The sequence below is a fragment of the Virgisporangium aurantiacum genome, from assembly GCF_016863635.1.
Lineage (GTDB): Bacteria > Actinomycetota > Actinomycetes > Mycobacteriales > Micromonosporaceae > Virgisporangium > Virgisporangium aurantiacum.
On the sequence record NZ_BOPG01000078.1, the window covers coordinates 20,739 to 45,070 of the forward strand.

Consider the following 24,332-nt stretch of genomic DNA (forward strand, 5'->3'; position numbering starts at 1 on the left):
ACCACGCATTGGGCGGCATTCTGGCACGGTATTTCCAGCCGAGAAACATGCCGGCGAATCCGCCGTACATTCCCGCGCTGCGCGATGGAGCGCCGCGCGGAAGGGCGCTGCCCGGGAAAGCGCCGCCCGGGAAAGCGCCGGGAAGCGCCGCCCCCGGGAAAGCGCCGCCCTCGAACCCGCTATGTTCCAGCCGTCCGCTCAGCCGTCAGGAGTGTCGATGGGTGCTGAGTCCCGCGCCCACCCGCCGGACGCCGTCCCGCCGCTGGCGGGATACAGCGTCGCGGTGGCGGCCGACTGCCGGCGGCACCCGGTGGCCGACATCCTCGGCGGTCTCGGCGCCCGGGTCACCGGCGTTCAGGCGATCCGCTCCGTCCCCCAACCCGACGAGCGGCTGCTGCGTGCGGCCACCGAGCGGGCCCTCACCGCGCCGTGCGATGAACTGGTCATCTCCTCGGGCGGCGGCCTGCGGACCTGGCTCGCGGCGGCCCGCCGCTGGGGTCTGGCCGCCGACCTGATCGACCGGTTCGCCGGGGCACGCGTCCTGGCCCGCGACGGCCGGGCCGCCGACGAACTGCGCGAACTCGGCCTCACCGTGATCTGGTCGACGGCCGGCGCGTCGACCGAGGAGCTGTTCCGGTACCTCGCCGCGCAGCGTCCGTCCGACCGGCGCATCGTCGCCCAACTCGACCGGGCGTCGCTGCGCGAGCCCGCGCAGAACCTCGCCCGTACCGGGGCCGATCTGGTCGAGGTGCCCACGTACCGGACCCTTCCGCCGTCGCACGTGGGGATCCTGCGCCGCCTCGTCGACCTCGTCACCCGCCGGCAGGTCGACGCCGTCATGCTGCTCGGCGAGCCGGCGGCGACGCACCTGCTCGCGCAGGCCGCCGAGTACGGCCGCGTCGACGAACTCCTCAACGCGCTGTGCGACGACGTACGCGGTGCCTGCCTCGGCCCGTTGACCGCGGCGCACCTGGCCGCACGCGGGGTCCGCCCGTTGCTCGGCACCGGCCCCTACGTCGAGGAGTTGACCGACGCCCTCGCCATTGCCCTGCCGCGGTTCGCGACGCGGCTGCGGATCAACGGGACGGAGGTGGAGATCCGCGGTCACGCCGTCGTGCTCGACGGCCGGGTGGTGCCGATCCAGAGCGGTCCGATGGCGGTGCTCCGGGCACTGGCCCGCTCGCCCGGGCGGGTGCTGTCGTGCGCGGAGATCCGCCGTTTCGTACCGGACGGGTCCACAGTGGACGATCACGCCATCGAGATGGCCGTGCTCCGGTTGCGCCGCTCGCTCGTCGGCACCGATCTCATCCAGACGGTCATGCGGCGCGGCTACCGGCTGGCGGCCTAGACATCGTCAGACCGGCGGCGCGACGTCCTCGACCAGCAGGGTGCGTAGCTCGTCGACGCTCGGCGCGTTCTGCGAACGCAGCCGGGTCGCCTGCCGCGTCACCGACAGGTCGAGCAGCTGCCGGGCGTAGCGGGCGTTTCCGAAGGACCGGTCCACCGGTACGGCCTCGAAATGCGCACGCAGCGCGACCAGTGTGGCGCCCGGGCACTCGTAGCCGCTGTGCGTCGCGAGGCCGTCGAATATCGCCACCAGCTCGTCCGGTGTGTAGTTGGTGAAGTGGATGTGCCGGCTGAACCGCGACTGCAGGCCCGCGTTCGCCGCGAGGAACTGGTCCATGTCCGCCGGGTAGCCCGCGACGATCACCACGACCTCGTCGCGATGGTCCTCCATCAACTTGACGAGGGTGTCGATGGCCTCGCGACCGAAGTCGTTACGCGCGTCCGGCGGCGCGAGCGAATAGGCCTCGTCGATGAACAGCACGCCACCGCGGGCCCGCTCGAACGCCTCGCGGGTGCGTTGCGCGGTGTGCCCGATGTACTCGCCGACCAGGTCCGGCCGGGCGACCTCGACCACCTGCCCGCCGGGCAGCACACCGAGCACGGCGAGCAGCCGGCCGTACAGCCGCGCCACGGTCGTCTTGCCGGTGCCGGGCGGCCCGGAGAACACCAGATGCCGCGACACCGACGGCGCGGGCAGGCCGGCCCGCGTCCGTACCCGGATGTTCGCCAGCAGGTCGATCAGCTCGGCCACCTCGCGCTTCGCCGCGTTCAGCCCGATCATGCCGTTGAGCGTCGCGAGAAGACTGTCGACCTCGACGCTCGCCGACGAGTCGGCGAGTGCCGGCGCCGCGCCGAGGTCCTGCGGCAGCAGCTGGGCCAGCTCGACGCCGGAGGTCTCGTTGGCTTGCGCGAGCCGGAACGCCTGCCGGCCGATCATCTCCTCGAACACCTTCCGCGCGGCGCGCGCGTTGCCGAAGGACTCGTTGCGCGGCATCGACTCGAACAGCTCGGTCAACGCGAGCCGCGTGTCGTACTCCAGCGAGTAGTGGTGGCGACGGCACAGCCGTTCCACGATGGTCACCAGCTCCTCGCTGGTGTAGCTGTCGAACTCCAGCGTCCGGGAGAACCGCGACGTGAGGCCCGGATTGCCGGCCAGGAAACCGCGCATCTGCGCCGAGTAGCCGGCGACGATGACGACGACCTCGTCGCGGTGGTCCTCCATCAGCTTCACGATGGTGTCCAACGCCTCGCGCCCGAAGTCGTGGCCGGATCCCGACTCCACCGGGCTGAGCGTGTACGCCTCGTCGATGAACAGCACGCCGCCGATCGCCTCGGTGAACTTCTGCGTGGTCTTCACCGCCGTGCCGCCGATGTGTTCGGCGACCAGGTCCGCGCGGGACACCTCCACGAGCTGGCCCGCACCGAGCACGCCGAGCGCGGCCAGGATCTCGCCGTAGAGCCGCGCGACGGTGGTCTTTCCGGTCCCTGGTGCGCCGGCGAAGACCATGTGTCGCGACAGCGGCGGCTGCGGCAGCCCCATCGCGGCCCGCCGCCGGCCGATGCGGTGCAGCCCGACCAGCGTCGCCACCTCGTGCTTGACGCGGCCGAGCCCGACGAGCGCGTCGAGCTCCGCCAGCAGCGGCGCGACCGGATCGCCGTCGGGCTCGCCGGTGGCCGGCTGCACGGTCGACGAATCGCGGGGGGCATCCGCTGCGGGTGCGGGACTTTCCGGCTCGGCCGGGGCCGGCCCGGGCGGCGGTTCCGACGGATCGCCGGCCGGCGTTTCGGGCGTGCCGCCGGCCGGTGCCGGCGGAACGGGGGCCGGTGCGTGCGGGCCGGCGGCGGATGCGGGTGGCGCCGCGGCGGGCGGCGTGGCGCGGTCGCGCCCGTTGCGGTGCACCGTGGTGTCGGGCGTCGGCACCGACCCGTCCGCGATGAGCCCGGTACCGGCGTTGCCGGTGACCTCGCAGCGATCCAGCCGGCCGTGCGCGCCGGCGGCGAACCGCACGCCGACCCCGGCGCCGTCACGGATGCGACTCTCCTCGACCATCGCGGTCGCCCCGGTCGCGACGGTGATGCCGGCCACCGTGGCACCGGACAGGTCGCAGCCGGCCAGCGCCACCCGGCCGCCGCCGACGCTCACTCCGCGCGCCCCGCCCCAGATCCGGACGTCGGTCACCGTGACCCCGCCACCCTCGATCGCGATGCCGGTGCCGCAGTCGTCCACTGTGGACCCCGACAGCGTCGGTCGCCCGGTGCCCGCCGCATGCAGTCCGGCGTCGGCGCAGTCGCGGATGGACACACCGGCGATCGTCGGCGTCGCGCCGTCGCGGATCGCGATGCCGGTGCGGCCACCTTCGACGCTCACACCGTCCACGGTGGCCGTCGATTCCTCTTCGAACACGACGGTTGCCGCCCCGGCGCCGGTGATTCGGCCGCCGTGCAACTCCGGCCGGCTGGTGCCACCGATCGCCACGACGACCGGACCGGCGCCGTCGACCTGGCAGTCCACAAAGGACCCGCCGGCGTCGTCGCGCACCAGGATCGCGTGCCCGGTCGCGTCGCCGATCGTGCACCCGTGCACCTCCGGCGCGGCCGTACCGGCGACCACGACGGCGTGACCGTCGATCGCGCGCAGCGTGCAGCCGGCCAGCCGTGGCGTGCCACCGGTGGCGACGAAGCCCGGGCCGGCGGTGTCCTCGATCGTGCAGTCGCTGGCGTGCAGCGCGCCGTTGTCCTCGACGGCGATGCCGGGGCCGGCCGTCGCGCGGATCGCGCAGCCGGCCGCGATGCCGCGGCCTCCGGCCGTGCACAGGATGCCTGGACCGGCCACGTCGGTGACGAAACACCCGCGCAGGCGCGGATCCGCCCGTCCGGCGATGACCACGCCGGCACCGGCCGTGTCCCGCACGGTCACCAGCGACAGCGTCCCGCCCGACGTGCCGTCGAAGAACATCCCGACCCCGTCGGCGTTGGTCACCGTGCAGTCCTGCATGTCGAGCCGGCCCGCCGGGGCGTGCACGGCGACGACGCCGGCGGCCCGCACGTCACACTCGGCCAGCCGCAACGTGCCGGCACCCACCTGGATGGCCGGGTAGTCGGCGCTGCCCCCGATGACGGTGATCCCGCGCAGGCTCACCGAGGAGCCGGCGGCGAAGACCGCCACGCCACCGGGCGCGCGCAGCGTGACCGTGCCACGGCCGTCCTCGGCGACCAGAGTGACGTCGCCGACCAGGTGCAGGCTCTCCTCGTAGACGCCGGGCTGGACGACGATCGTGGCGCCCGGCTTGGCGGTGGCGATCGCGTCGGCGATGCGCGGCAGCCCGGTCGGGTCGTCCCGGCTGACCGAGAGAATGCTTGCGGTCATGGTCACTGTCCTCCGTGTGAAGCGATCGGGTCGGCGGCGGTGAAGGGATTGCCGCGGGCGTCGAACCCGGGCGCGATGGACAGCGGGCGGCGGTGTTCCCGCGCGGACGGCTGTTCGAGGGCCAGCCGCAGCCGCGTGATCAGGCGTTCGTCGAGCCCGGAACGGCCGTCCTGCCGATCGGTGCGGTCACGCAGCAGCACGCGGACCGGCGCGCCGTCGTCGGCGGCATGGGTGGGCCGGTCGACGGCGAGCACCACGAACCGGCTGCCCGGGCCGAACAGCACCGACGTCGGTCGCTCCGGGCTCAGGCTGCCGAGCCGGTGGGCGCTGACCGACCAGATCACGTACTCGACGGGAACGCCGTCGGGAACCGTCCGGACCAGGTCGGCGTCGAGGAAACCGGGCTCGACCAGTTCGTCGCCGGGCCGGCCGATGAGGTCCGTGTCGCCGGACGCGAACACCGGGCCGAAGACGGCGGGCAGTCGGCCCAGGCCGGCGGCCGCGCCGCGGGCGAGCAGGAGCTCCCGGTCGGTGCCGGTCCCGGTGCGCAGCGCGGCGTTGACCGCGTCACGGTCGTCGACGTCGTACGCCCGCAGCGCGACCAGGTCGGTGACCAGGTCGGTGGAAGGCCGGCCGGCGTGCAGCCCGGGTTCCTCGGCGATCGTGCGGCCGACCGCGCGGGCGTGGGTGTCGTAGCGTTGCCGGATCGCCCGGCGCAGGAGGGTCCGTTCGTCGGTTCCCCAGTGCGCGGCGGCGATCCAGACCGGGCGGGTCGGCTGGTCGGTCGTCTCCGGCGGTGGCGGGCCGGGCTCGGGATCCGTTCCGACCTGACCGGCGGGCGCGCAGCCGTCCTCCGCACGCACCGGGTCGATCGCACCGGGTCCGGTACCGGGGGACGGCGGCGGTGGCGGTGTCTCGACGCCGGTCCAGCGACGGGTCCAGCGGGCGGCGTCGAGGGCATGCGCGTGCACCCCGTTCAGCCTCGTCACCGTGACCGGATGCGGCTCGTGGTCCGCCCGGGCAGCGAGGACGACCGCGGCCCGGCCGCGAGCGGGCTCGGCCGGCGGGGGCGGCGGGGCCGGCGGGGCCGGGGGCGGCGGGGTCGGAATCGCCGGATCGACCGGGTGAGCGGACGTGGTCGGGCCGGCGGTGGGAAAGTCGCCGCCGACGCCCACGACGCCGCGGGCCGGCGCCCACCACTGGATCTCGCCCGGCGTGGTCAGCTTGTCGCCGACAAGGACGACCGGGCCGTCGGACGCCGTCACCAGCACGCCCAGCGCGTCGGCCAGCGCTCCGTACAACAGATCGGCGGCGGGCCCGGCCGGGATCGGGCCGTGCGGCACGACCAGCACCGGATCGTCACGCCCGGCATCCGCACCGGCGCTGGCGCGCACCGCCGCGACGGCCCGGGCCACCACGGACGGCGGCGTGAGCCGGCCGTCGACGCGGAACCCCCCGGCATCGACGTTGATCTCCACGACGAACGCACCGGGCACCGGGTCTCCGGTCAGGACCGGCTCGGCCAGGAAGCTCCACCCGGCCGGGAGCCGGGTACCGACCATGTCGGTTCGGGTATCCAGCACCGTTCCTCCACTCCGCGACGCCACTCGGCTGGCCCTGTTACAACGGATGGACCGGTGCGGAGTTCACGACGAGACGGCAATGACCGCCCGGCGCACCGTGATGTCGTCGACGTCGGGTGCGTGGGTGCCGGCGAGCTGGATGTGCTCGGCCAGGTCAACGTCCACAGTGGACTGCGAGTCCGACCAGACCCAGGTGCCGTCGGTGCGGATCATCGGTGGCCCGGCCGGGTCCGGCCAGGGGCCGTGGTGGTCGGGGTCGAGGAGCACGGGGACGCCGCTGTGCAGGTACGCCCGCTCGGTCGGCGTGGGCGGTGCTGCACCGGCCCCGGCGATGCGCAACGGCCGTGCCGGTTGGCGGGTCCACAGCAGCGCCCCACGATCGAGCGCCATCCGCTGGTGCACCGGAAGCTCGGACTCGCCGCGGTAGACCCGGATCAGCGGGTCGGGCCCGGCGACGTTGGCCTGCATCCAGGCGGCAACGGTCGGCGGGTGGTCGTCCGGCGCGTCGTCGACGAGCCGGACGAGGTAGCCGCGCGTGCCGTCGACGCCGGCCCGCGTGGCGCCGGCCGGGAACCGCCACGACCGCCACAGCGCGACCGCGTCCGGGACAAACCGGACCAACTCGATCGCGCCGCGGTCGACGGCGTCCGGCCCGGCGCCCGCCGGGTGGTCGCCGGTCAGGTCCAGCGCGCCGAACGGGCCGTCGGCGGGCCACCGCGGTCCGGTCGACGCGAGCACGATGGCGGGCACGGTGGCCGGCCGCCCGCCGTCCGTGGGCGGGACCACGCCGGCCGACATCGCGGCGAACGCCACCGCCGAGGCGACATCGGCGTGCAGCCCGGCGGCGAGCCAGGAGCGGGTTGCGGTGACGACGTCGTCGGCGAGCGCGGAGTCGGCCCACAGCAGCAGGCGGTGCAGTGCGTGCGGGTCCTCGGTGGCGGTGGTCACGGCGCATCCTTCCCGGGTCAGCCGAGGTACGTACGGATCTGTTGTTCCACGGCCACGGCGTCTCCCCCGCCGATCAGAATGAGGGCCACCTGTCGCTCGAGTTCGTCGCGTTCGTCGGCGGGCAGGTCGAAGCCGGTGTGGCGGATCACGAGTTCGGCCGCGAGCCGCCATTGCGCCGGATGTTGCACTCGGCTCCGCACCTCGGCCCGCGCCTGCGCCACGTTCCTGCTCAGGCGCAGGATGTTGTACACGCTGAGTTCCAGCGCCGCCCGCTCGGGCGCCGGATAGGTCGGTGCGACCTCCTGGTTGACGATGTCCACGGCCGTCTGCCGCGTGGCCCGGTCCTCCTGGGTCGACGGCCGGCCCTGCGGCGCCTGCGGCCGGGGCACGGCTACCTGCTGCGCCGGCCCGGCGCCGGTGATCAGCGGCCGGTAACGCCCACCGACCCGCACCAACCGCAGCGGCGACGGTTGCACGGGACCGCTGGGCGCCCAGTGCCCGGCGGTGTCGAGCGTCCGGACGTGCCGGTTCAGCATCAGCGGAGCGATCGCGATGAGCCGGTCGAGCATCGGGCCGCGGGGCGGGATCTCGTCGTCGAGGGCGGCCAGGAAGTCGGCGTACTGGTAGGAGTGCCGGTTCGGGGTGATCCGGGCGGCGAACGGGATCGCCCGGGCCGGGTCGCGCAGGATCCCGGCCAGTTCCCGACGCACGTCGCGAGGGGTCCGCGGGGGCTGCGGGGGGTTCGCCGCCAATGCTTCGGACGCTGCGTAGGCGGCGAACCAGGAGTCGTCGCCGAGGGTGTACCAGGAGTCCGGCTGTGGCGGCACGCCGCCGGGTCGGAGGTTGCGCCGCTGCATCTCCCGGTTCTGTTGCGGCGTGGTGGTCGGCAGCGGCACCGGCGGTCCCGGCGTGAACGCGGGCGGGTTGCGGCGTTCGTCGACGGCGTCTCGGACAGCCGTGTGGAATGGTCCCCGGTCGGCCGCCAGCCGCACCAGATGGTCACGGGTGAACCGTTCGGCGATGACGTCGTCGCGGACGCCGTCCCGGATGGCGCCCAGGAGTGCGTAGTGCCGCCCGACCGCGTCGCCCGTGCCCAGCTCGAAATGCCGGCCGGTCGGCTCGATGTACGTGGTCACCAGCGCCGGCCCGCCGCGGCGGCGGCGCTGCGGGGGTGCCTCGACGTACACGTGAATGCCCAACCGGCGGGCCACCTGCCGACCCACCTCGACCGGGTCGAGACCGATCACCTCCGCCGTCGGCGGGAGGGTCAGCGGACCGACGAGTCGGGGCCGGCCGGTGGCCGGGTCGATCGGCTGCTGGCTCTGGTGCCACTCGTTGACTTCGTTGATGAGGTGGGTGGTCCGGTCGATGCGAACGGCCGGGTCGCGCCGGCCGACCGGGTGGTACCGCCGCTCCACGGCGTCGAGCCTCGCCTGGCCGAGGTGGCCGCGGGCCCAGTCCCTGATGGCGTCCTCCAGTTCCCGCGTCCGCTCCGCCTCGTCGGCGCGCAGGAACAGCACGTTGCGCCGGTCGACCCGGTTGTGGACCCGCCGCGCGATCTCCGCCGCCGCCCGCCGGGCCGTCGCATCGGGGTGGACGACCCCGGGCGCGTCGGGGTCGCGGGCCAGCCTCGCGAGCTCGGTGGTCAACGAGACCTGCGGCGTCGTCTGCCGGTCCAGCGGCGGACGCGTCGCCGGTGGCAGCGGGTTGTCGACGGCGTCGCGGGCCTGCTCCTCGGCGAGCTGCTGCCGTAGCTCCTCGACCTGGCCGGTGAACATCTGCACGTACACGTCGCCGCTGAAGGACCGGCTGGTGTACTCACCGGGAACCCGGGTCGGCTGGAGGATGCCCCAGCCGTGCTTCGTCACGGTCGCGGTCAGCTGGAACGTGCCGGTCAGCCGGACCAGAACACTGTCGCCGAGCTGTTTGCCATGCTGTTCCCGGCGGTATGCCTCCGCGGCCGTGTCGCCGATCGTCTCCGTCGCCTCCCGGACGCTGTCCAGGACGCCGTCGTAGTTGTGCGCGGCGCTGGTGGCATTGGGGTGCGCCGGGTCCAGGTCGGCGACCCGGGCGGGGACGCCGAAGCTACCGGAGACCGCGGGGTTGGGTTGCTCGTTGGTGAGGCTCGACGAGGCGGCCCGGTTGGACTTGGCGTAGCGGCCGGTGCCGGCGCCGGTGATCGGCGCGATGACGTCGATGTTGTACAGCGAACCCCGCATCCGCACATTGGCCCGGCGCGATGAGTGGCCCGGCTGGAACACGCCGTCGCCGAGTTCGAACCCGTCGGGCCGGATGGCGGCGTTGACGTGTGCCGCCTGGTGGAACCGGGAGAACAGCGCGTCGACGACCGGACTGTCCCGCAGGTGCGGGCTGCGCCCGAACAGGCGGGCGAGCCAGGGCAGGGCGCGCCGCAGCGGCGGCCGCGGATCGGCGGCGACCAGCCATGCCGGCGTGCGTGTCGGCAGCACCCGGCGCAACCCCGGGAAGCGTTCGGTCAGCGACCGGCTGGCCAGGGCATTGTTCAGCATGTCCCGGGCCGCCTGCACGCCATCGTCGAGGAACGTCGCGCTGACGTAGGCGTCGCCGGGCAGCGCCGGGATCGCCGCCAGGTCGGGCCGCTCTCGTGGGCCGTGGAACGGCTGCGTCTCGGCGATGCCCTTGGGCATCTTCAGCGTGATCGTGCCCGCGGTGTTACCGGTACTGGTCTGCGGCTTCGGCGCACCGATCGGAACCGTCTGCCGGAACCAGGCCAGCGTGTTGTTGATCGGCCTGCCGGCCGTCGAGCGCCGGGAGACGGTCACGTCCAGGCGGACGTCGGTCGTGGCCGGGTAGTAGCCGGACCAGTCGTACGCGGTCTGCTCGGCGGTCATCTGCTCCGACTGGTTAGTCGCGCGGGTGCGTCCCTCCGCCGCACGCACACCCACCGACTGGACCGGATTCGGACGCCGCTCGTTGTGGAAGTACTCCTGCTCCTCCGGGGTGGGGTTGTCCGGCGGCGTGCGGCCGTCGGTGTCCTCCTGCATGCGCAGGCCGACCCCGGCCGAGCGGCTGTGTACGACGGACTCCGACTCGGTCCGCTCGACGTACTGGTGGCCGTAGTTCTCGTTGCCGCTCTCGGGGACGAAGTCGCCGAACGTCAGTCCGGGGGTCAGCGACATCCGGAGCTTGACTTCGAGGATCTCGTTGACGCCCCACAGCACGGGGTTGGTCAGGTAGAGCGTCATGCCTTCGGTGTGCAGCATCTGTTCGGCCATCGGCTGCACCCGGTCGGCGGCGAGGGCCGCCTGCAGCCCGTCGATGCCGCCCTGGACCTGCCCGACGACCGCGTTCGGGTCGGCGCCCGGCAACGACACGTACACCCGCGACGTCCCGTCGGTCCAGTTCCCGTGCTCGCGGCCGAGCAGTCCCGGTTCCGCGTCGTCGATCGCCCGGCGCACGAGGTCGTAGACGTCGGTGGTGAGGTTCAGCTCCTTGATTCCCGCGTGACCGAGCGACTGGGAACCGTTCTCGGCCAGGTACGGCGGGGTCCACATCGCCCGGGTCAGCGCGTCGTCGGCGCGGGCCAGCAGGACGGCCGCCTGCTGGTTGGCGGCATCGGCCCGGAACGCCTGCACGAAGTCGCCGACAAACCCGGGGGCGATCGGCAGGCCGTCGAACCGGTACCGGTCGGCCAGGACGCGGGCGTACCGGTACAGCGCCGGCTGTTGCGGCGCCGGCTGCGGTGCGACGGGAGCCGGCGGTGCCGGCTGGTCCAGGTTGTTCTTCCAGCGGGTCAGGATCTTCGCGGCGAGGGTGTTGTCGAGGTGGAGCGTGCCCGCGGTGTACCGCTGCATCACGTCGTGGAGTTGCTCGTCGCTCAACGGAAGCCGATCGTCGGCGTAGTGCGCCAGCGCGTCGGGCTCCGACAGCACGTAGATCATCGTGCGGTCGGGGAGCGTTCCGTTCCCCCGCGTGATCGTGCGCCACCACAGCTTGGCGTTGTACTCGACCGCGCCGAGAAGGGTCAGGTCGACCGTGGTCCGGAAGGCGTACGCCCGCTGGAAGTTCAGCTCCAGCAGTTCCCGCCCACCGGTGGTCTTCAGGGTACGGCTGGTGGACGTGCCGATCCGGATGTTGGGCGCCTGCGTGCCGGTGAGGTCGGAGACGTGCGTCGCCGGCGGGTCACCGCCCTGCCCGAGGTCGGCCGCGAACGCGATCCCGCGGCTGCGGGTGGCCGTCTGCCCGGCCTGGGTCAGGCCGAGCTGGATGAGGCCGAGGACGTACTTGTCGGTGGTGGTGCCGACAAAGGTCGACCTGCCCAGCCGGCCACCGACCGACATGGCCCCGAACCGGTCCCGGCGCAACCGCGCCTTGAACAGCGAGTCGGTGCTGTACCGGTTCTCGATGATCTCCCGCAGGTGTGCCAGCAGACTGGTGTGGCTCACGAATGTGTTGATCTCGTCGTCGCCGGACTCGCCGGGCGCACCGAAGTTGGGCATCAGCCGGCGCATCAACTCCGTGGCACCCTGGGACTCCAGGTGCAGGACGGCCGCCTGGCGCAGGACGCTGGGGTGGGTCAGGCCCGGGGTCGACGGGAGCTGTCGTACCGGCAGTGCCGGCTGCGGCTGCGCCGGCGCCGGCTGTTGCACCGCCGCCGGCTGCTGCACCGCTGCTTGTTGTCCGGCGACCGCTGGTTGGGTTCCGGGCGGCGGCGCCGGTACGTTCGGATCGGTGTCCACCACGTCGAAGTGCGGCACCATGTGGACAGTCGCGTCGGCTCGCATCCCACCGGTCCGCAGCATTTCGCGGGCCGCGGTGAACCAGCGGCGGAACGACAACCGGCTCCGGCTGGAGTACTCGACCGTCACCTCGAAGTCGCTGGGCAGGCGGAACTCCGCCAGCTCGCCGGGGTACTCCAGCAGCTTGGGCATGTTGACCACATTGTTGACCGAGTTGGACGCCTCGGCACTGATGTCGACCTCGGGGCCGAATCCGACCGTCTTCAACCGTGGCGTCGCCTTCGGGCTGAACCGCAGCCGGAATCCGCCCGCCAGCTTGCGGCCACCGCCGGTCGAGTATCCGGTCGAGTTCAGTCCCATGGCCAGGTTCACGATCTGGTGCTCGTTGGTGTACCGGCCGGGGGTCGGTCCGTGCCTCCCGCCGCCCGGCGTCGCCCTGATCGTGACGCGAGCCGTGTCCAGGTACCACCATGACAACGGCCCGCCGTGCCGGATCCGTAGCGTGACCGGCAGCCCGTCCTGATGGATCTGGTTGTAGTTGGAGTCCAGGCCCGACGCCGAGATCGCCTTGTACAGCAGGGCACGGTTGGCCACCTGGCTGTCGGTCTTCGCGCTGTACCGGAAGACCGAGGTGCGTTGGAACGGCCGGTCCATGCGCTGCGGCAGGAAACCCTGTAGCTGCAGGCTCTGCACGACACCTTGGCGCAGGTCGTTGACGATGAAGCGCTCGACCTTCACCAGGGCCTGGCCGACGCCGCGACCGTTCTTGGCGTACTCGGGCAGCATCGGCGCGGGCCGCGGCGCGGCCGGCGGTGCCGCCGGGGCCGGTGGTGGCGGAGGCCGGTTCGGTACCTCGAAGCCGTGCAGCCCGGCATCGGCGGTGGGCAGCCGCAGCAGGGTGCGACCGGCCACCGGGGCGGACGTCGCCTCGCGCAGCGGGTGCACCAGCCGGCGCGGGAGGATCGGCCGCCGATCCGCCGCGCCACGCCCGCGCCCGTTGCGGCGCAACAGGTTGCGCGACGGGCGGGCGGTGACGGTGACGGTGTGCTCCAGCTCGGCGTCGTACCCCGTGGTCGGCCCCGAGTACCGGGACGCCATCACCCACAGCCCGGTACGCCCGGCGCTGGTGGTGTCCTTGTTGAACCAGCTGAACCTGACGTATGGCAGGCGCGCCGTGAGGGAGGTCGGCTTGGGGGCGAACTGGAGCTCCAGTCCGGTCTCGACGGTCGTTTCCTGGTTGAGAGTGTGCGACGTATTCATGCCGGCGATCGCGGTGCGGACCATCTCGATGTGGGCCTTGTTGGCCGTGACACCGACCCGGCCCGCGGAGCGCCGTCTACTGTGGACATTCACCTGGGCGATGAAGCGGCCCCGGTGGCTGAGCATGAACTCGTACCCGTCGAGGTCGTTGACCGCCTTGTCGAGATGCGTGTCGAGGTTCCACAACAGGTGGAGGGCCTGGGTCCGCAGCGGGCTGCCCATCCGCACATCGAGCCCCACCTGGCGCATCTGGGCCAGCATCGCGTCGCTCAACTCGGCCAGATTGGTCATCCCGGACGAGAAGAACGTCTCGGGGATGGTCCGCTGCAGCCTCGCCCGTTCGTGCGTGCCGGTCGGCTGGGGCCGGTCGGGAACGGTGACATCGGCGGCGACAGTCTCCTCGGGCGGATCGAGGTACTGGTCCGGGATCCACGTCAGCAACCGTTCGGTCGAATCGGGCTGACCCTCCACTGTGGACGGTTCGAGGTCGGCCCAGGTGGCATTGGCGACGGTGCGGTGCTTGATCGACCACGTCGCTTTGGCCGCCACCAGCGTCGCCGGGTCACGGGTGTCCTCGACGTGGCCGGTCTCGGCATCACGCACGGTACCCGTGGTGCGGCTCGAGGCGTTGGCGACGAACCGGGCGGTGACGGTGGCCTTGGCCGCCTGCAGCGCGCCCGGGATGCCGAACGAGAAGGTGGCGGCGAGCCGGCCGCGCAGCGAGGTCGTGGGGCCCGAGCGGCTGTTGCTCTGTGCGCCGACGCTGAACAGGCCCTGGATGACCTCGATCGCCTTTGTCATGCCGGCCTTGCGGGCCCGGCCGGTCGCGTTCGGTTCGGTCGCGGCCGGCTGGCCCGGCACCTGTTGACCCACGGCCTGTTGACCCGCGGCCGGCTGACCCACGGCCTGCTGGCCGGGAGCCGGCGCGGCCGGCGTCTGGGTGGTGGGTCCGGTCGGCGGCGGTACCGGCCGGGGCGACGTGGTCGAGTGGCTCGGGTCGACGATCCTCTCCGGGTCGGTCGGGTTCAGCTTGACCAGGAACTCGACCTCGCCGATGACCATCGGTACCCCGGCGCCGACCAGGTGACGGGAATGGGTCATCAACATTTGGCTCAGGGCGGTCTGGTCGAGCTGCTCGGCCGGAACCCCGTTGATCGACGCGATCCGCCGGATCTCGGCGGCCGCCGCCGCGATGTGCGGAAGAGTGCCGCGCGGCGAGCCCGCCGCGTACGCCAGCGGATCCAGCGCGATCGGCACGGTGACGACCGGCGGGTTGGGGCCGGGCGGGTTCGGACCGGGCGGGTTCGGACCGGGCGCGGGCTGGTTCGTGGGGGGAACCCAGGCCGTGAACTCGGGGACAGCGGGGTTGACCGGATGGACCTCCCGGATCAGTCGCATCGGCGGCCCACCGGCGTGCTCCCACGCCAGCGTCGGGTTGGCACCCGGTGACGTGGTGACTATCGCGCGGTTCAGCGTGTACCCGGCCAGCCGGAGCAGATGCGGTCCGGCCACGCTCTGGGGGCGTCGCCCCGCGAGTGCCTGGTCGAACCACCGCCGCACATCGTCGTCGGTGGCGTTCGCGACGAGCAGGGGCATCAGCGGACGAGCGAGGTCGGCGGGAATGTGCTGGCTGATCGCTGCCCGCATTTGGTTGATCAGCTCGCCGCGCACGGTCGCCAGCCGGGTGGCGTCGAGTCGGGCGGCCGGATTCGGCGGCGGTCCGGCCGCACGGGTCTCGTGGGCCAGCGACAGCTCGCGCCTGGCCTGAGTGGTCCATCCACCGAGACCGGCGACCGCGGCGGGATCGCTCATGATGATGGCGTTGAACAGGTCCCAGGCCCCGGCGCCGGCGAGCGGGAGCCGGTCGGCCGGGTTCATCGGTGCGGCGAGCCAGGCGGCTCGGGTTTCCTGGTCGACACGTCGCGGCGCGTCCGGCCGCGGTGCCGCGGGCGACTCGAGGGTCCATCCGGTGCTGCGGACCCGGACGACCACGTCGCGCCGACGCTCGCGGAAGCGCACGTATGCGCCCGTCGGGTTCGGAACATCCCCGGGAATCCGCCGGCCGCGGCTGGTCTCGACGAACCGGACCTGTACGTCGACACCGCGCAGGAGCCTCCACACCTCGGCTTCGAGCTGCCGTCGCACCTGCCAGGCACGCTCGCCCCCGGTCGCAATCGCCGACTGCAGTCGGCCGAGCGTGCCGTTGCCGCCGCCTTCGATCTCCACTTCGATCGGGCTGCCGTCGGACGCGATGTCACGGTGGGCCCGGATCGCGCTGGCGACCGACTGGGCCACGTTCGCGATCCGCACATCGTCGGGCCGGATCCGGTGCTGTCGCCACTGGAACGAAATCACGTCCGGTGCGGCGGTCAGCCGTATCGGAGGCGACGCGAGGGGAAGCGGGGGCGGAGGCTGCGCCGGCGCAGCAGGCGCCGGTGGCGGAACTGCCATCCGTAGGGTCGGCGGCGGTGGTGGAGGCGGAGGCGGAGGCGGGACTGTTGTCTGCTGCGGCGGCGGCGGAGGTGGCGGCGGAGGTGGCGGCGGAGGCGGAGGAACGGGATGAAATGGCGGCGGCGGTAGTAGGGACAGATGGGTCGGCGGCGCCGACGACGAGCTCGCCACCGGTAGTTGCGGAGTGCCGGTATGGCCCTCGGCGGTGGTCGGTGGAACGACGACGTCGTAGCGCACGCGCGGTCCGCCCGTCGTACCGCCTGCGACCTGACGTGGAGCCAGATGTACCGCCGCGCCGTCGCCGTCGGCACGGATCAGGTGCGAGACGTCGGGGGCGGTCGTCACCCGCACCGGGCGGCCGGTGATCTCGCCGAGCAACCACGGCAGCGCGCCGTGCGGATCGGTGGTGTCGGAGCGTCCGTCGATGACGGTGCGCGCCCACTGGCGTACGCCCCGGGCGTCGCGGCGGAGGCCGGCGGCGGTCAGTTCCTCCCGTGGCACCAGGGTGCCGATGCGCTGCCAGACCGGGTCTCCGAGCGCGTTGAGCCGGTTGAGCAGGTACTGCTCGAAGGCCTGCGTGGCCAACGTCAGGCTGGCCCCGTGGTCGAACCGGCGGGCGCGCCGGTCGGCGGCGACCTGGTCGAGTGCCCGCATCACCACCCGGTTCCACCCGCCGAGGTCGCGCATCGCGGTGGGATCGGCCGCGACGAACGCGCTCAGCAGGCCGCCGTCGCCGGGTACCTCCACCGCGTGCTCGATCGCAACGCCCTTCGGCGGGGTGAGCGAGGCGGTCGACGGACTGCTGGGCAACGCCGTCCCGCGTCCGCGACCCCGGCCCGCGCCGCCACCGCGCGGCGGCGGCAACATTCCGGCCTCCGCGAGGCCGGGCGCCCGGTCCAGGAGAGCCGCGACGCTACCGCTGACCGGCACCGGCCGCTCGGTCATCGGCCGGCCGTCGGACCCGATCAGCAGCACCCTCGTGTCCGGAGCGCGCAGCCCGTCGGCCCACGGGTCGTGCGCATCGTCGCCCCAACGCGCCGGCTCGTCGAACCGGCCCGGCTGCTGGGTGTCCACCCAGCGCGGCACGACCTTGCCCGAACGCGCGTCCGCCAGCAGCCAGTACGCGTGTCCGCGACCGTGCGGCGGCCGGGTGATGACGAGTGCCATCGCGCCGGGAGTACCAGTGACCGTGTTCCACACCGCGTCCGGGTCGCCGACGGTGGAGGCCCGGCCGCCCAGCGCGGACAGCAGCCCGGCGGTACCGGTGGTGACGCTGTCGTCGACCGCCACGGTCTGGTTGGTACGGCGGCCGTACACCGCCTCGTACGCGTCCCACGCCCGGACCACGCAGTCGGTCGGCGGCTCGTGCGGGTCGGTCGCCGACGCCGTGAGCGGATGTGTGCCAGCCGGTGGCGCGGGTACGGCCTCGGCCCGGTGTACGTGGCGCTCCAGGCTGTCGAGACCGCTTCCGGATCCGGCCGCAACGGGGTCCACAGTGGACGGTGTAGCGGTCGCCCGCTGCTCCACAGTGGACGGCGGGCTCGCGGTCGGCGCCTGATGGGCGGGGTCGTTCGACGCCGGCGGAGGCACGGTCGCCTGGTCGTCGCTGCCGTGACCCGGCGGCGGTGTGTCCGGGCCCGACCCGGGCGGTGGTGCGACCGGCGTCGGCCCGGCCTGACCCGGCGCAGGCTGACCCGGCGCAGGCTGACCCGATCCCGGCGGCGGCGCGACGGGAGTCGGCCCGGGTTGACCCGGTCCGGGCTGGCCTGGCGGCTGAACCGGCGACGCGCCGGTCTGTGGCGGTGTCGCAACCGGGTTGAGGCCCGCCGGTGGCGGCGCCGTGCGCACGGGCACCGGCGGAACCGGCGACGGCACGGACGAATCCGGCGACGGCGCCGGCGGAACTGGTGAGGGCGCCACCTGGACCGGCTGGTCCACCGCGTTCGAGTCGTCGAACGGATCGGCGTTCGCGTCCGAGCCGCCCCATTCGGAGCCGCCGTCGGAGTCGGAGGATCCGGGCCAGCCCAGGCTGAGGAGGGAGTCGGTGTCGGACCAGGCATCGGAGTCGGCGTCGGAGTCCGGACCCAGCAACGGCTGGGTCTCCGGATCGCCGGAGCCCTGTGACACCGAGTCAAACGCCGAATCAGACGACGAGTCAGCCGGCGAATCGGACGGCGGCGGCCGGTTCGGACCGTTGTGCGGGCCGAAGACGAGTTTGTTGAAGTAGTCGCCGATCCCCTGCCCCGTCATGTCGAAGCCGGCGCCGATCGCGCCGCTGACGGCGTTCATGCCGTCGACGTCCCAGCCCTGGCCCTCGCTGAGCGCGTTGAAGCCGGCGCCCAGGTACTCGGTCAGCGCCGCACCGCTCATCGTGTTGACCTTGTCGAACGCACCGCGGAGCCACGGGTTGGTGAGCCGGTTGCCGACGACGTGGCCGAGTCCGTGGAACAGCGGCATGACGAGGGCTTCGGTGGCGCCGCCGATCGCGCCGCCCTTGAGCGCGTCGTTGAACAGGTCCCAGTCGAAGTTGTCGCGGTGGTTGTTGCGGATCTGGATGGTCTGCACCACGACGTCGATGAAGCCCTCGGTGGCGGTCTCGAAGATGATCGAGCCGATGACCTCGGTGAGCAGGAACCGCATCCAGGCGTACTGGAGGAACCGGAACGCGGCAACGCGTCCGGCGAGCCATGTCATCGCCGAAGCGGGGTTCCAGAACGCGAGGACCGCAGCGATCACGAACGAGGCGAACAGTTCGATCGCTCCCGCGATGATCTGCATCTTCGCGTACTCGACCTGGGTGCCCCGGTTGCGCATCGCCTCGGCCATTTCGCGGACCTGGTTCGCCGCCATGCTCAGGTAACCGGGATCGCGCAGGTACTCCTCCATCGTCGCCAGGAACGCCTCGTGCGACTTGCCGCCGACGCGGTCGCGGACGGTGCGCACGGCGACCTGCAGCAGCGGTCGGATCTCGTCGATGTCCGTGGCGCCGTTCTTCAGCGCGTCGGCGGCCGCCCACAACTTGTCCTCGTTGGCGCCGAGGAACTTCTCGCCGGTCACCGCGTACAGGAAATTGCCGAGCTCCTCGGACACAGTGAGCGCCACAGTCGACTCCCCTCGTCGGGGGGGAACAACGTTTCCGGAGCGCGCCGGTTCACGGACGTGATGAAAATCCGACAGCGTGATCCCGCGGCCCGATCGGACGTAGTGAGGAGGTCAGTTCCGACCGAGGAGGCGTCGCGTGACCGTGAAGGTGTTCCGGCGGCCGGCCCGCCGTGACGGGCCGGAGGTGCCGGCGGGCGAGTTCAGCCTGCAGGAGCCACCGGCCATTCCCGACGTGCAGAGCAACGGGCTGCGCAGCGCGATGATGATCCTGCCGATGATGCTGATGACCGGCGTGATGGTCATGATGTTCTTCGGGCGTGGCCGGGGCGCGTTGACCTGGGTCATGATGGGCCTGATCGGCGTCGCGACGGCCGGCATGCTGGTCGGGCAGATGCTGCTCAGCGGCGGGGAGCGCAAGAAACGGGTCGGCGGAGACCGTCGCGACTACCTTCGTTACCTGGGCCAGCAGCGCAAGCGGATCCGCGCGGTGGTGACGCAGCAGCGGGAGGCGGGGGCGTGGCGCCATCCCGAGCCGGCCGGGCTGTGGGCGGTCGCGATGACCTCGCGCCGGTGGGAGCGCAGGCCGACCCACCCCGACTTCCTCGAGCTGCGGGTCGGTACCGGACGGCAGCGGCTCGCGGTGCGCATCGCACCGCTGTCGACCAAGCCGATCGAGGACCTGGAACCGTTGTCCGCCAAGTCGTTGCGCCGTTTCATCAACGCGTACTCGACGGTGCCGGACCAACCGGTGGCGCTGCTGCTCTCGCGGTTCAGCGAGATCCGGCTCACCGGCGAGGCGGACGCGCGTCGGGCGCTGGCCCGTGCGCTGATCGGTCAGCTCGCGACGTTCCACGCGCCGGAGGAGGTGACGATCGCGTTGTGTGTGGCGGCCGATCGCCGGGGCGACTGGGACTGGGCGAAGTGGTTGCCGCACCTGCAGCACCTGCGCGACCAGGACGGTGCCGGACCGGTCCGGCTCGCCGCCGACGGCATGGACACGCTGGAGCGCCTGCTGGGTGAGGAGTTTCAGAACCGGCCGCGGTGGGAGGCCGGCACGACCGCCAGCCGGGACGAGCCGTTCCTGGTCGTGGTCCGCGACGGCGGTCAGGTCGCCGCGGGCAGCCGGTTGACGTCCGGCGGCTACCGCAACGCGGTTCTGCTCGACCTCAGCGGCGACCCGCCGGCGACGACCCCGCGCGAACTGCTGTGGCTCGACATCGCCGAGGGGTGCCTTGAACGGGTGCGCTACGACATGGTGGGCCGGGAGACCCGGTCGGTGCTCGCGATCGCCGACGGGCTCAGCATGGCCCGGTCGCACGCGGTCGCACGGATGCTCTCGCCGTACCGGCTGGGGATGGCCAGCGAACCCGCGGCGCAGGCACTGGCGTCCGACTTCGATCTCGGAACGCTGCTCGGGCTGGGCGATCTGGCCACGCTCGACGTCGACCGGGCGTGGGCGGCCCGGTCGCCGACCGACCGGCTGCGGGTGCCGATCGGGCTCGACGCCGGCGGCGCGCCGGTCGAGCTGGACATCAAGGAGTCGGCATCGGGCGGCATGGGTCCGCACGGGATGCTGGTCGGCGCCACCGGTTCGGGCAAGAGCGAGTTGTTGCGGACCCTCGTGCTCGCCCTCGCCGCCACCCACCCGTCGGAGACCCTCAACTTCGTGCTCGTCGACTTCAAGGGCGGCGCGACCTTCCTCGGCCTGGAGCAGCTTCCGCACACTTCGGCGGTCATCACCAACCTGTCCGACGAGGTGGCGTTGGTCGGGCGGATGCGCGAGGCGCTGCACGGCGAGCTGGTCCGCCGGCAGGAGCTGCTGCGGCAGGCCGGCGGGTACAGCTCGGCGCTGGACTACGAGCGCGCGCGGGCACAGGGCGTGCCGCTGGAGGCGCTGCCGACCCTGTTCGTCGTCGTCGATGAGTTCAGCGAGCTGCTGGCGAGCCACCGCGACTTCATCGACCTGTTCGTGATGATCGGACGGCTGGGCCGCTCGCTGGCGGTGCACCTGCTGCTGGCCAGCCAGCGGCTCGACGAGGGCCGGATCACCCAGCTGGAGTCGCATCTGTCGTACCGGATCGGGCTGCGGACGTTCTCGGCGATGGAGTCGCGGGCCGCGATCGGCGTGCCCGACGCGCACGAGCTGCCGTCGCAGCCGGGCAGCGGGATCATCCGCACCGACGTGTCGACCCTCGTCCGGTTCAAGGCCGCGTACGTGTCCGGCCCGTACCGGCCGAAGTTGGTGCGCACCGACCAGGAGGTCGTGGAGCGGCAGGTGGTCCCGTTCGGGCTCGACCGCGTCGAGGTGCGCCAGCCGGACCGGACCGCGCGCCCTCAGCCGGCCCCCGAGTCGCCGGAGCGGCCGACGGTCATGTCGGTCGTCGTCGACCGGCTCGCCGGGCGCGGCGCGCCGGCGCGGCAGATCTGGCTGCCGCCGCTGGATCGTCCGCCCACGCTCGATCAGCTGCTGCCACCGCTGCGACCCGACCCCCATGCCGGGCTGCGGGCCGCTGGCTGGCCCGGCAACGGCGCGCTGGTGGTGCCGGTCGGGTTCGTGGACCGCCCGTTCGAACAGGCCCGCGAACTGCTGCTGGTCGACCTTGCCGGTGTCGGCGGCCACGTCGGTGTCGCGGGCGGTCCGCAGAGCGGCAAGAGCACCCTGCTGCGTGCCCTGATCTGCTCGCTCGCGCTGACGCACAGCCCGCGCGAGGTCCAGTTCTACTGTCTCGATTTCGGCGGCGGCACGCTCGGCTCGATCGAGTCGCTCCCGCATGTCGGCAGCGTCGCGGGTCGGCTGAACACCGAACTGGTCAGCCGGACCGTCGCCGAGGTGTCCGCGCTCATCACCGAACGCGAACAGCGCTTCGCCGAACTGGGAATCGACAGCATGGCCATGTACCGGCGGCGCCGCGCGGAGGGAACGGTCGACGACCCGTACGGTGACGTGTTCCTCGTCGTCGACGGCTGGTTCACACTGCGGCAGGAGTTCGAGGCGATCGACGCGGTGATCCGGCAGATCGTGGCGCGCGGCCTCAACTTCGGCGTGCACCTGCTGCTCACCGCCGCCCGCTGGTCGGAGGTGCACCACGGCATGCGGGACCAGATCGGCACTCGGCTGGAGTTGCGGCTCGGCGATCCGGTGGACTCGGCGATCGACCTGCGGGCGGCGGCGACGGTACCCCAGGTGCCCGGCCGCGGAATGACCGCGCAGAAGTACCACTTCCTCGCCGGCCTGCCCCGCATCGACGGCGACACCGATCCGTCCACAGTGGCCGATGGCTCGCGTGGCCTGGCAGCGGTGGTCGAGGAGTTCTGGGACGGTGACGGTGCGCCGCCCGTGCGCACGCTGCCGGCGGTGCTCGACGCGGTCGGGCTGCCGGCCGCGGAGGGCGACCTGCGGGTCGTGATCGGCCTCGACGAGGAACAGATGGGTCCGGTCTGGCACGACTTCGAGGCGGTTCCGCACCTGACCGTCATGGGCGACAGCCGCAGCGGCAAGTCCAACTTCCTGCGGTACGTGGCGACCGCGCTGACCCGCCGGTTCACCCCGCGCGAGGTGCGCATCCTGGCGGTGGACGTGCGGCGCAGCCTGTACGACGCGATCCCGGAGGAGTACCGGCTGGGCTACTCGGTCTCCGTCGACTCCATTGCGGCGACGGTCGCCGACGCGGTGAACGGGCTACGCACCCGGGTGCCCGGGCCGGACGTGACACCCGAGCAGTTGCGGCGCCGCGACTGGTGGTCCGGGCCGCGGCTGTACGTGCTCGTCGACGACTACGACCTGGTGAGCGGGCACGAGTCGCCGCTGCTGCCGCTCCTGCCGTTCCTGGCACAGGGCACCGACATCGGCCTGCACCTCGTCCTGACCCGGGCGGCGGCCGGCGCCATGCGGATGTCGATGGACCCGTTGGTGCGGCGGCTGCAGGAGACCAACAGTCCGGACGTGGTGCTGTCGTGCCCGCCGTCCGAGGGTCCGCTGCTGGGCAACACGAAGGCGAAGGTGCTCCCGCCGGGGCGGGCGCTGTTGTGCACGCGGCGCGGCAGCCGGCTCATCCAGACGCCGTTCGTGCCGACGGAGTCCACTGTGGACGCCGATGAACCGGCGACCGCCGAATCCGTTGTGACGGTGTGACGATGACACCCAGTGCTCAGACCGGCCAGGGCACTCACGTCCCGGCCGCCGGCGTGTGCCGGCTCGCCGTGTACGCGCCGCAGCGCCGGATGGACCTGGCCGTACCGGTCGACGTGGTCGTCGCCGACCTGCTTCCGGTGCTGCTGAACCACCTCGGCGAGGACCTGGCCGACAACGGGCTCGGCCACGGCGGCTGGGTGTTGCAGCGCCTCGGCGGTCCGCCGTTCGACGAGGACAGCACCGTCAGCTCCCTGGCGCTGCACGACGGCGACGAGGTGCACCTGCGTCCGCGCGCCGACCAGTTGCCACCGGCCGACTTCGACGACCTCATCGACGGGGTCGCCAGCGCCACCCGCGACCGCGCCGGCCGGTGGCGCCCGGCGATGACCCGCTGGGCGGCGACCGCGCTGCTGTGGCTGGTGCTGGGCGTCGGGCTGGCCGTCCTCGTCCTGCCCGGCCGGTCCGACCAGCGGGCCGCGGTGGCGGGCGGCGTCGCGGTGGCGTGCCTCGTGGCGGCCGCCGGGGTCAGCCGGATCGCCGGGCTACGGGCGACCGCGACGGCGCTGCTGGCCGGGGCGGCCGGATACGCGGCGCTGGCCGGGCTCGTCGCACCCAACCCACCGGACCGCCCGACCGGGCTGCTCTGGGCGAACCCGCAGATCTTCACCGCCGCCGTCGCGGTCGCCGCGGTTGGCCTGCTAGCCTTCGTGGTCCTGCCCGCGCTCCGTCCGTTGTGCGTCGCGATCCTGACCGCCGGCGTGCTTGTCGCCCTTGCCGGTGGGTTGGGCACGGCCTTCGAATGGTCACTGCCGCAGGCCGGTGGCGTGCTGCTCGGCGCCGCCACGCTCGGGCTGACCGTCGTGCCGCTACTCGCGTTCCGCCTGTCGGGGTTGCGGTTGGCGCCGCTGCCGACGGCACCGGAGCACCTGCAGGAGGATCTCGATCCGGTCCCGAGCACGCAGGTGCTCGACCGGGCCGCGACCGCCGACCGGTACATGACGGGCCTGTACGGCGGGCTGGCCGTTCCGACGGCGCTGGCCCTCGTCGTGACCGGTACCGCCGGCGGCTGGCCGGCGCCGGTGCTGTCCACCCTCGCGGCGCTGACCCTGGTGCTGGCCGCGCGACCGATGACCAGCGGCTGGCACCGCCTCGCCCTGCTCGGCGCCGCGGCGGTCGGGTTGGCTGCCGGCACCGTCCACCTGGCCGGCGGGCAGCCGCTCGCCCGGCTGTTGGTGCCCACGGTCGGGGTGGCGCTGGGCGGCGTGGTCAGCGTTCTGATCGCCCGGTACGCGCCCGGCCGGCGCTTGATGCCGTACTGGGGCCGGATCGGGGACCTGCTGTACACCGCCGTCGCGATCGCCCAGGTGCCGGTGCTGTTGGCCCTGCTCGACGTCTACGGCTTCGCCCGGGCGATCGGAGGCTGA

Annotated in this window: 7 protein-coding genes; 3 read left to right on the forward strand and 4 right to left on the reverse strand. The window is 72.8% G+C overall.

The window, feature by feature from the left end:
• Positions 1-217 precede the first annotated feature (217 nt).
• Positions 218-1,348, forward strand: coding sequence for a uroporphyrinogen-III synthase (locus tag Vau01_RS49630; protein ID WP_204008086.1), 1,131 nt, complete (start codon positions 218-220; stop codon positions 1,346-1,348).
• A 6-nt stretch (positions 1,349-1,354) separates the two neighbouring features.
• Here the strand turns inward: Vau01_RS49630 and Vau01_RS49635 are convergent, their stop codons facing one another.
• The 4 genes from Vau01_RS49635 to Vau01_RS49650 all read right to left on the reverse strand — a co-directional run bounded on the left by Vau01_RS49635 (position 1,355) and on the right by Vau01_RS49650 (position 18,776).
• Positions 1,355-4,714, reverse strand: a complete 3,360-nt coding sequence (locus Vau01_RS49635) for a right-handed parallel beta-helix repeat-containing protein (RefSeq protein ID WP_204008088.1) — start codon at positions 4,712-4,714, stop codon at positions 1,355-1,357.
• Between the two features lie 2 nt (positions 4,715-4,716).
• On the reverse strand, positions 4,717-6,297 hold the full coding sequence (locus Vau01_RS49640) for a hypothetical protein (RefSeq protein ID WP_204008090.1): 1,581 nt from the start codon (positions 6,295-6,297) through the stop codon (positions 4,717-4,719).
• 63 nt (positions 6,298-6,360) lie between these two features.
• Complete coding sequence (locus Vau01_RS49645; protein WP_204008092.1) at positions 6,361-7,245, reverse strand: hypothetical protein; 885 nt, start codon at positions 7,243-7,245, stop codon at positions 6,361-6,363.
• A 17-nt stretch (positions 7,246-7,262) separates the two neighbouring features.
• Positions 7,263-18,776 carry a WXG100-like domain-containing protein gene (locus Vau01_RS49650; protein WP_204008094.1) on the reverse strand — a complete coding sequence of 3,838 codons (11,514 nt, stop codon included), beginning with the start codon at positions 18,774-18,776 and terminating at the stop codon, positions 7,263-7,265.
• A 136-nt stretch (positions 18,777-18,912) separates the two neighbouring features.
• On the opposite strand from Vau01_RS49650, the gene eccCa reads away from it, so the two are divergent.
• Together eccCa and eccD are read left to right on the forward strand one after the other, a co-directional pair.
• Positions 18,913-22,908, forward strand: a complete 3,996-nt coding sequence (gene eccCa / locus Vau01_RS49655; RefSeq protein ID WP_204008096.1) for a type VII secretion protein EccCa — start codon at positions 18,913-18,915, stop codon at positions 22,906-22,908.
• 2 nt (positions 22,909-22,910) lie between these two features.
• Complete coding sequence (gene eccD / locus Vau01_RS49660) at positions 22,911-24,332, forward strand: type VII secretion integral membrane protein EccD (protein WP_204008098.1); 1,422 nt, start codon at positions 22,911-22,913, stop codon at positions 24,330-24,332.

Bases quoted from the DNA above. Each gene is read 5' to 3' on its own strand.
- Vau01_RS49635 (WP_204008088.1), bottom strand. From the start codon at position 4,714: ATGACCGCAAGCATTCTCTCGGTCAGCCGGGACGACCCGACCGGGCTG.
- eccD (WP_204008098.1), top strand. From the start codon at position 22,911: ATGACACCCAGTGCTCAGACCGGCCAGGGCACTCACGTCCCGGCCGCC.
- Vau01_RS49630 (WP_204008086.1), top strand. From the start codon at position 218: ATGGGTGCTGAGTCCCGCGCCCACCCGCCGGACGCCGTCCCGCCGCTG.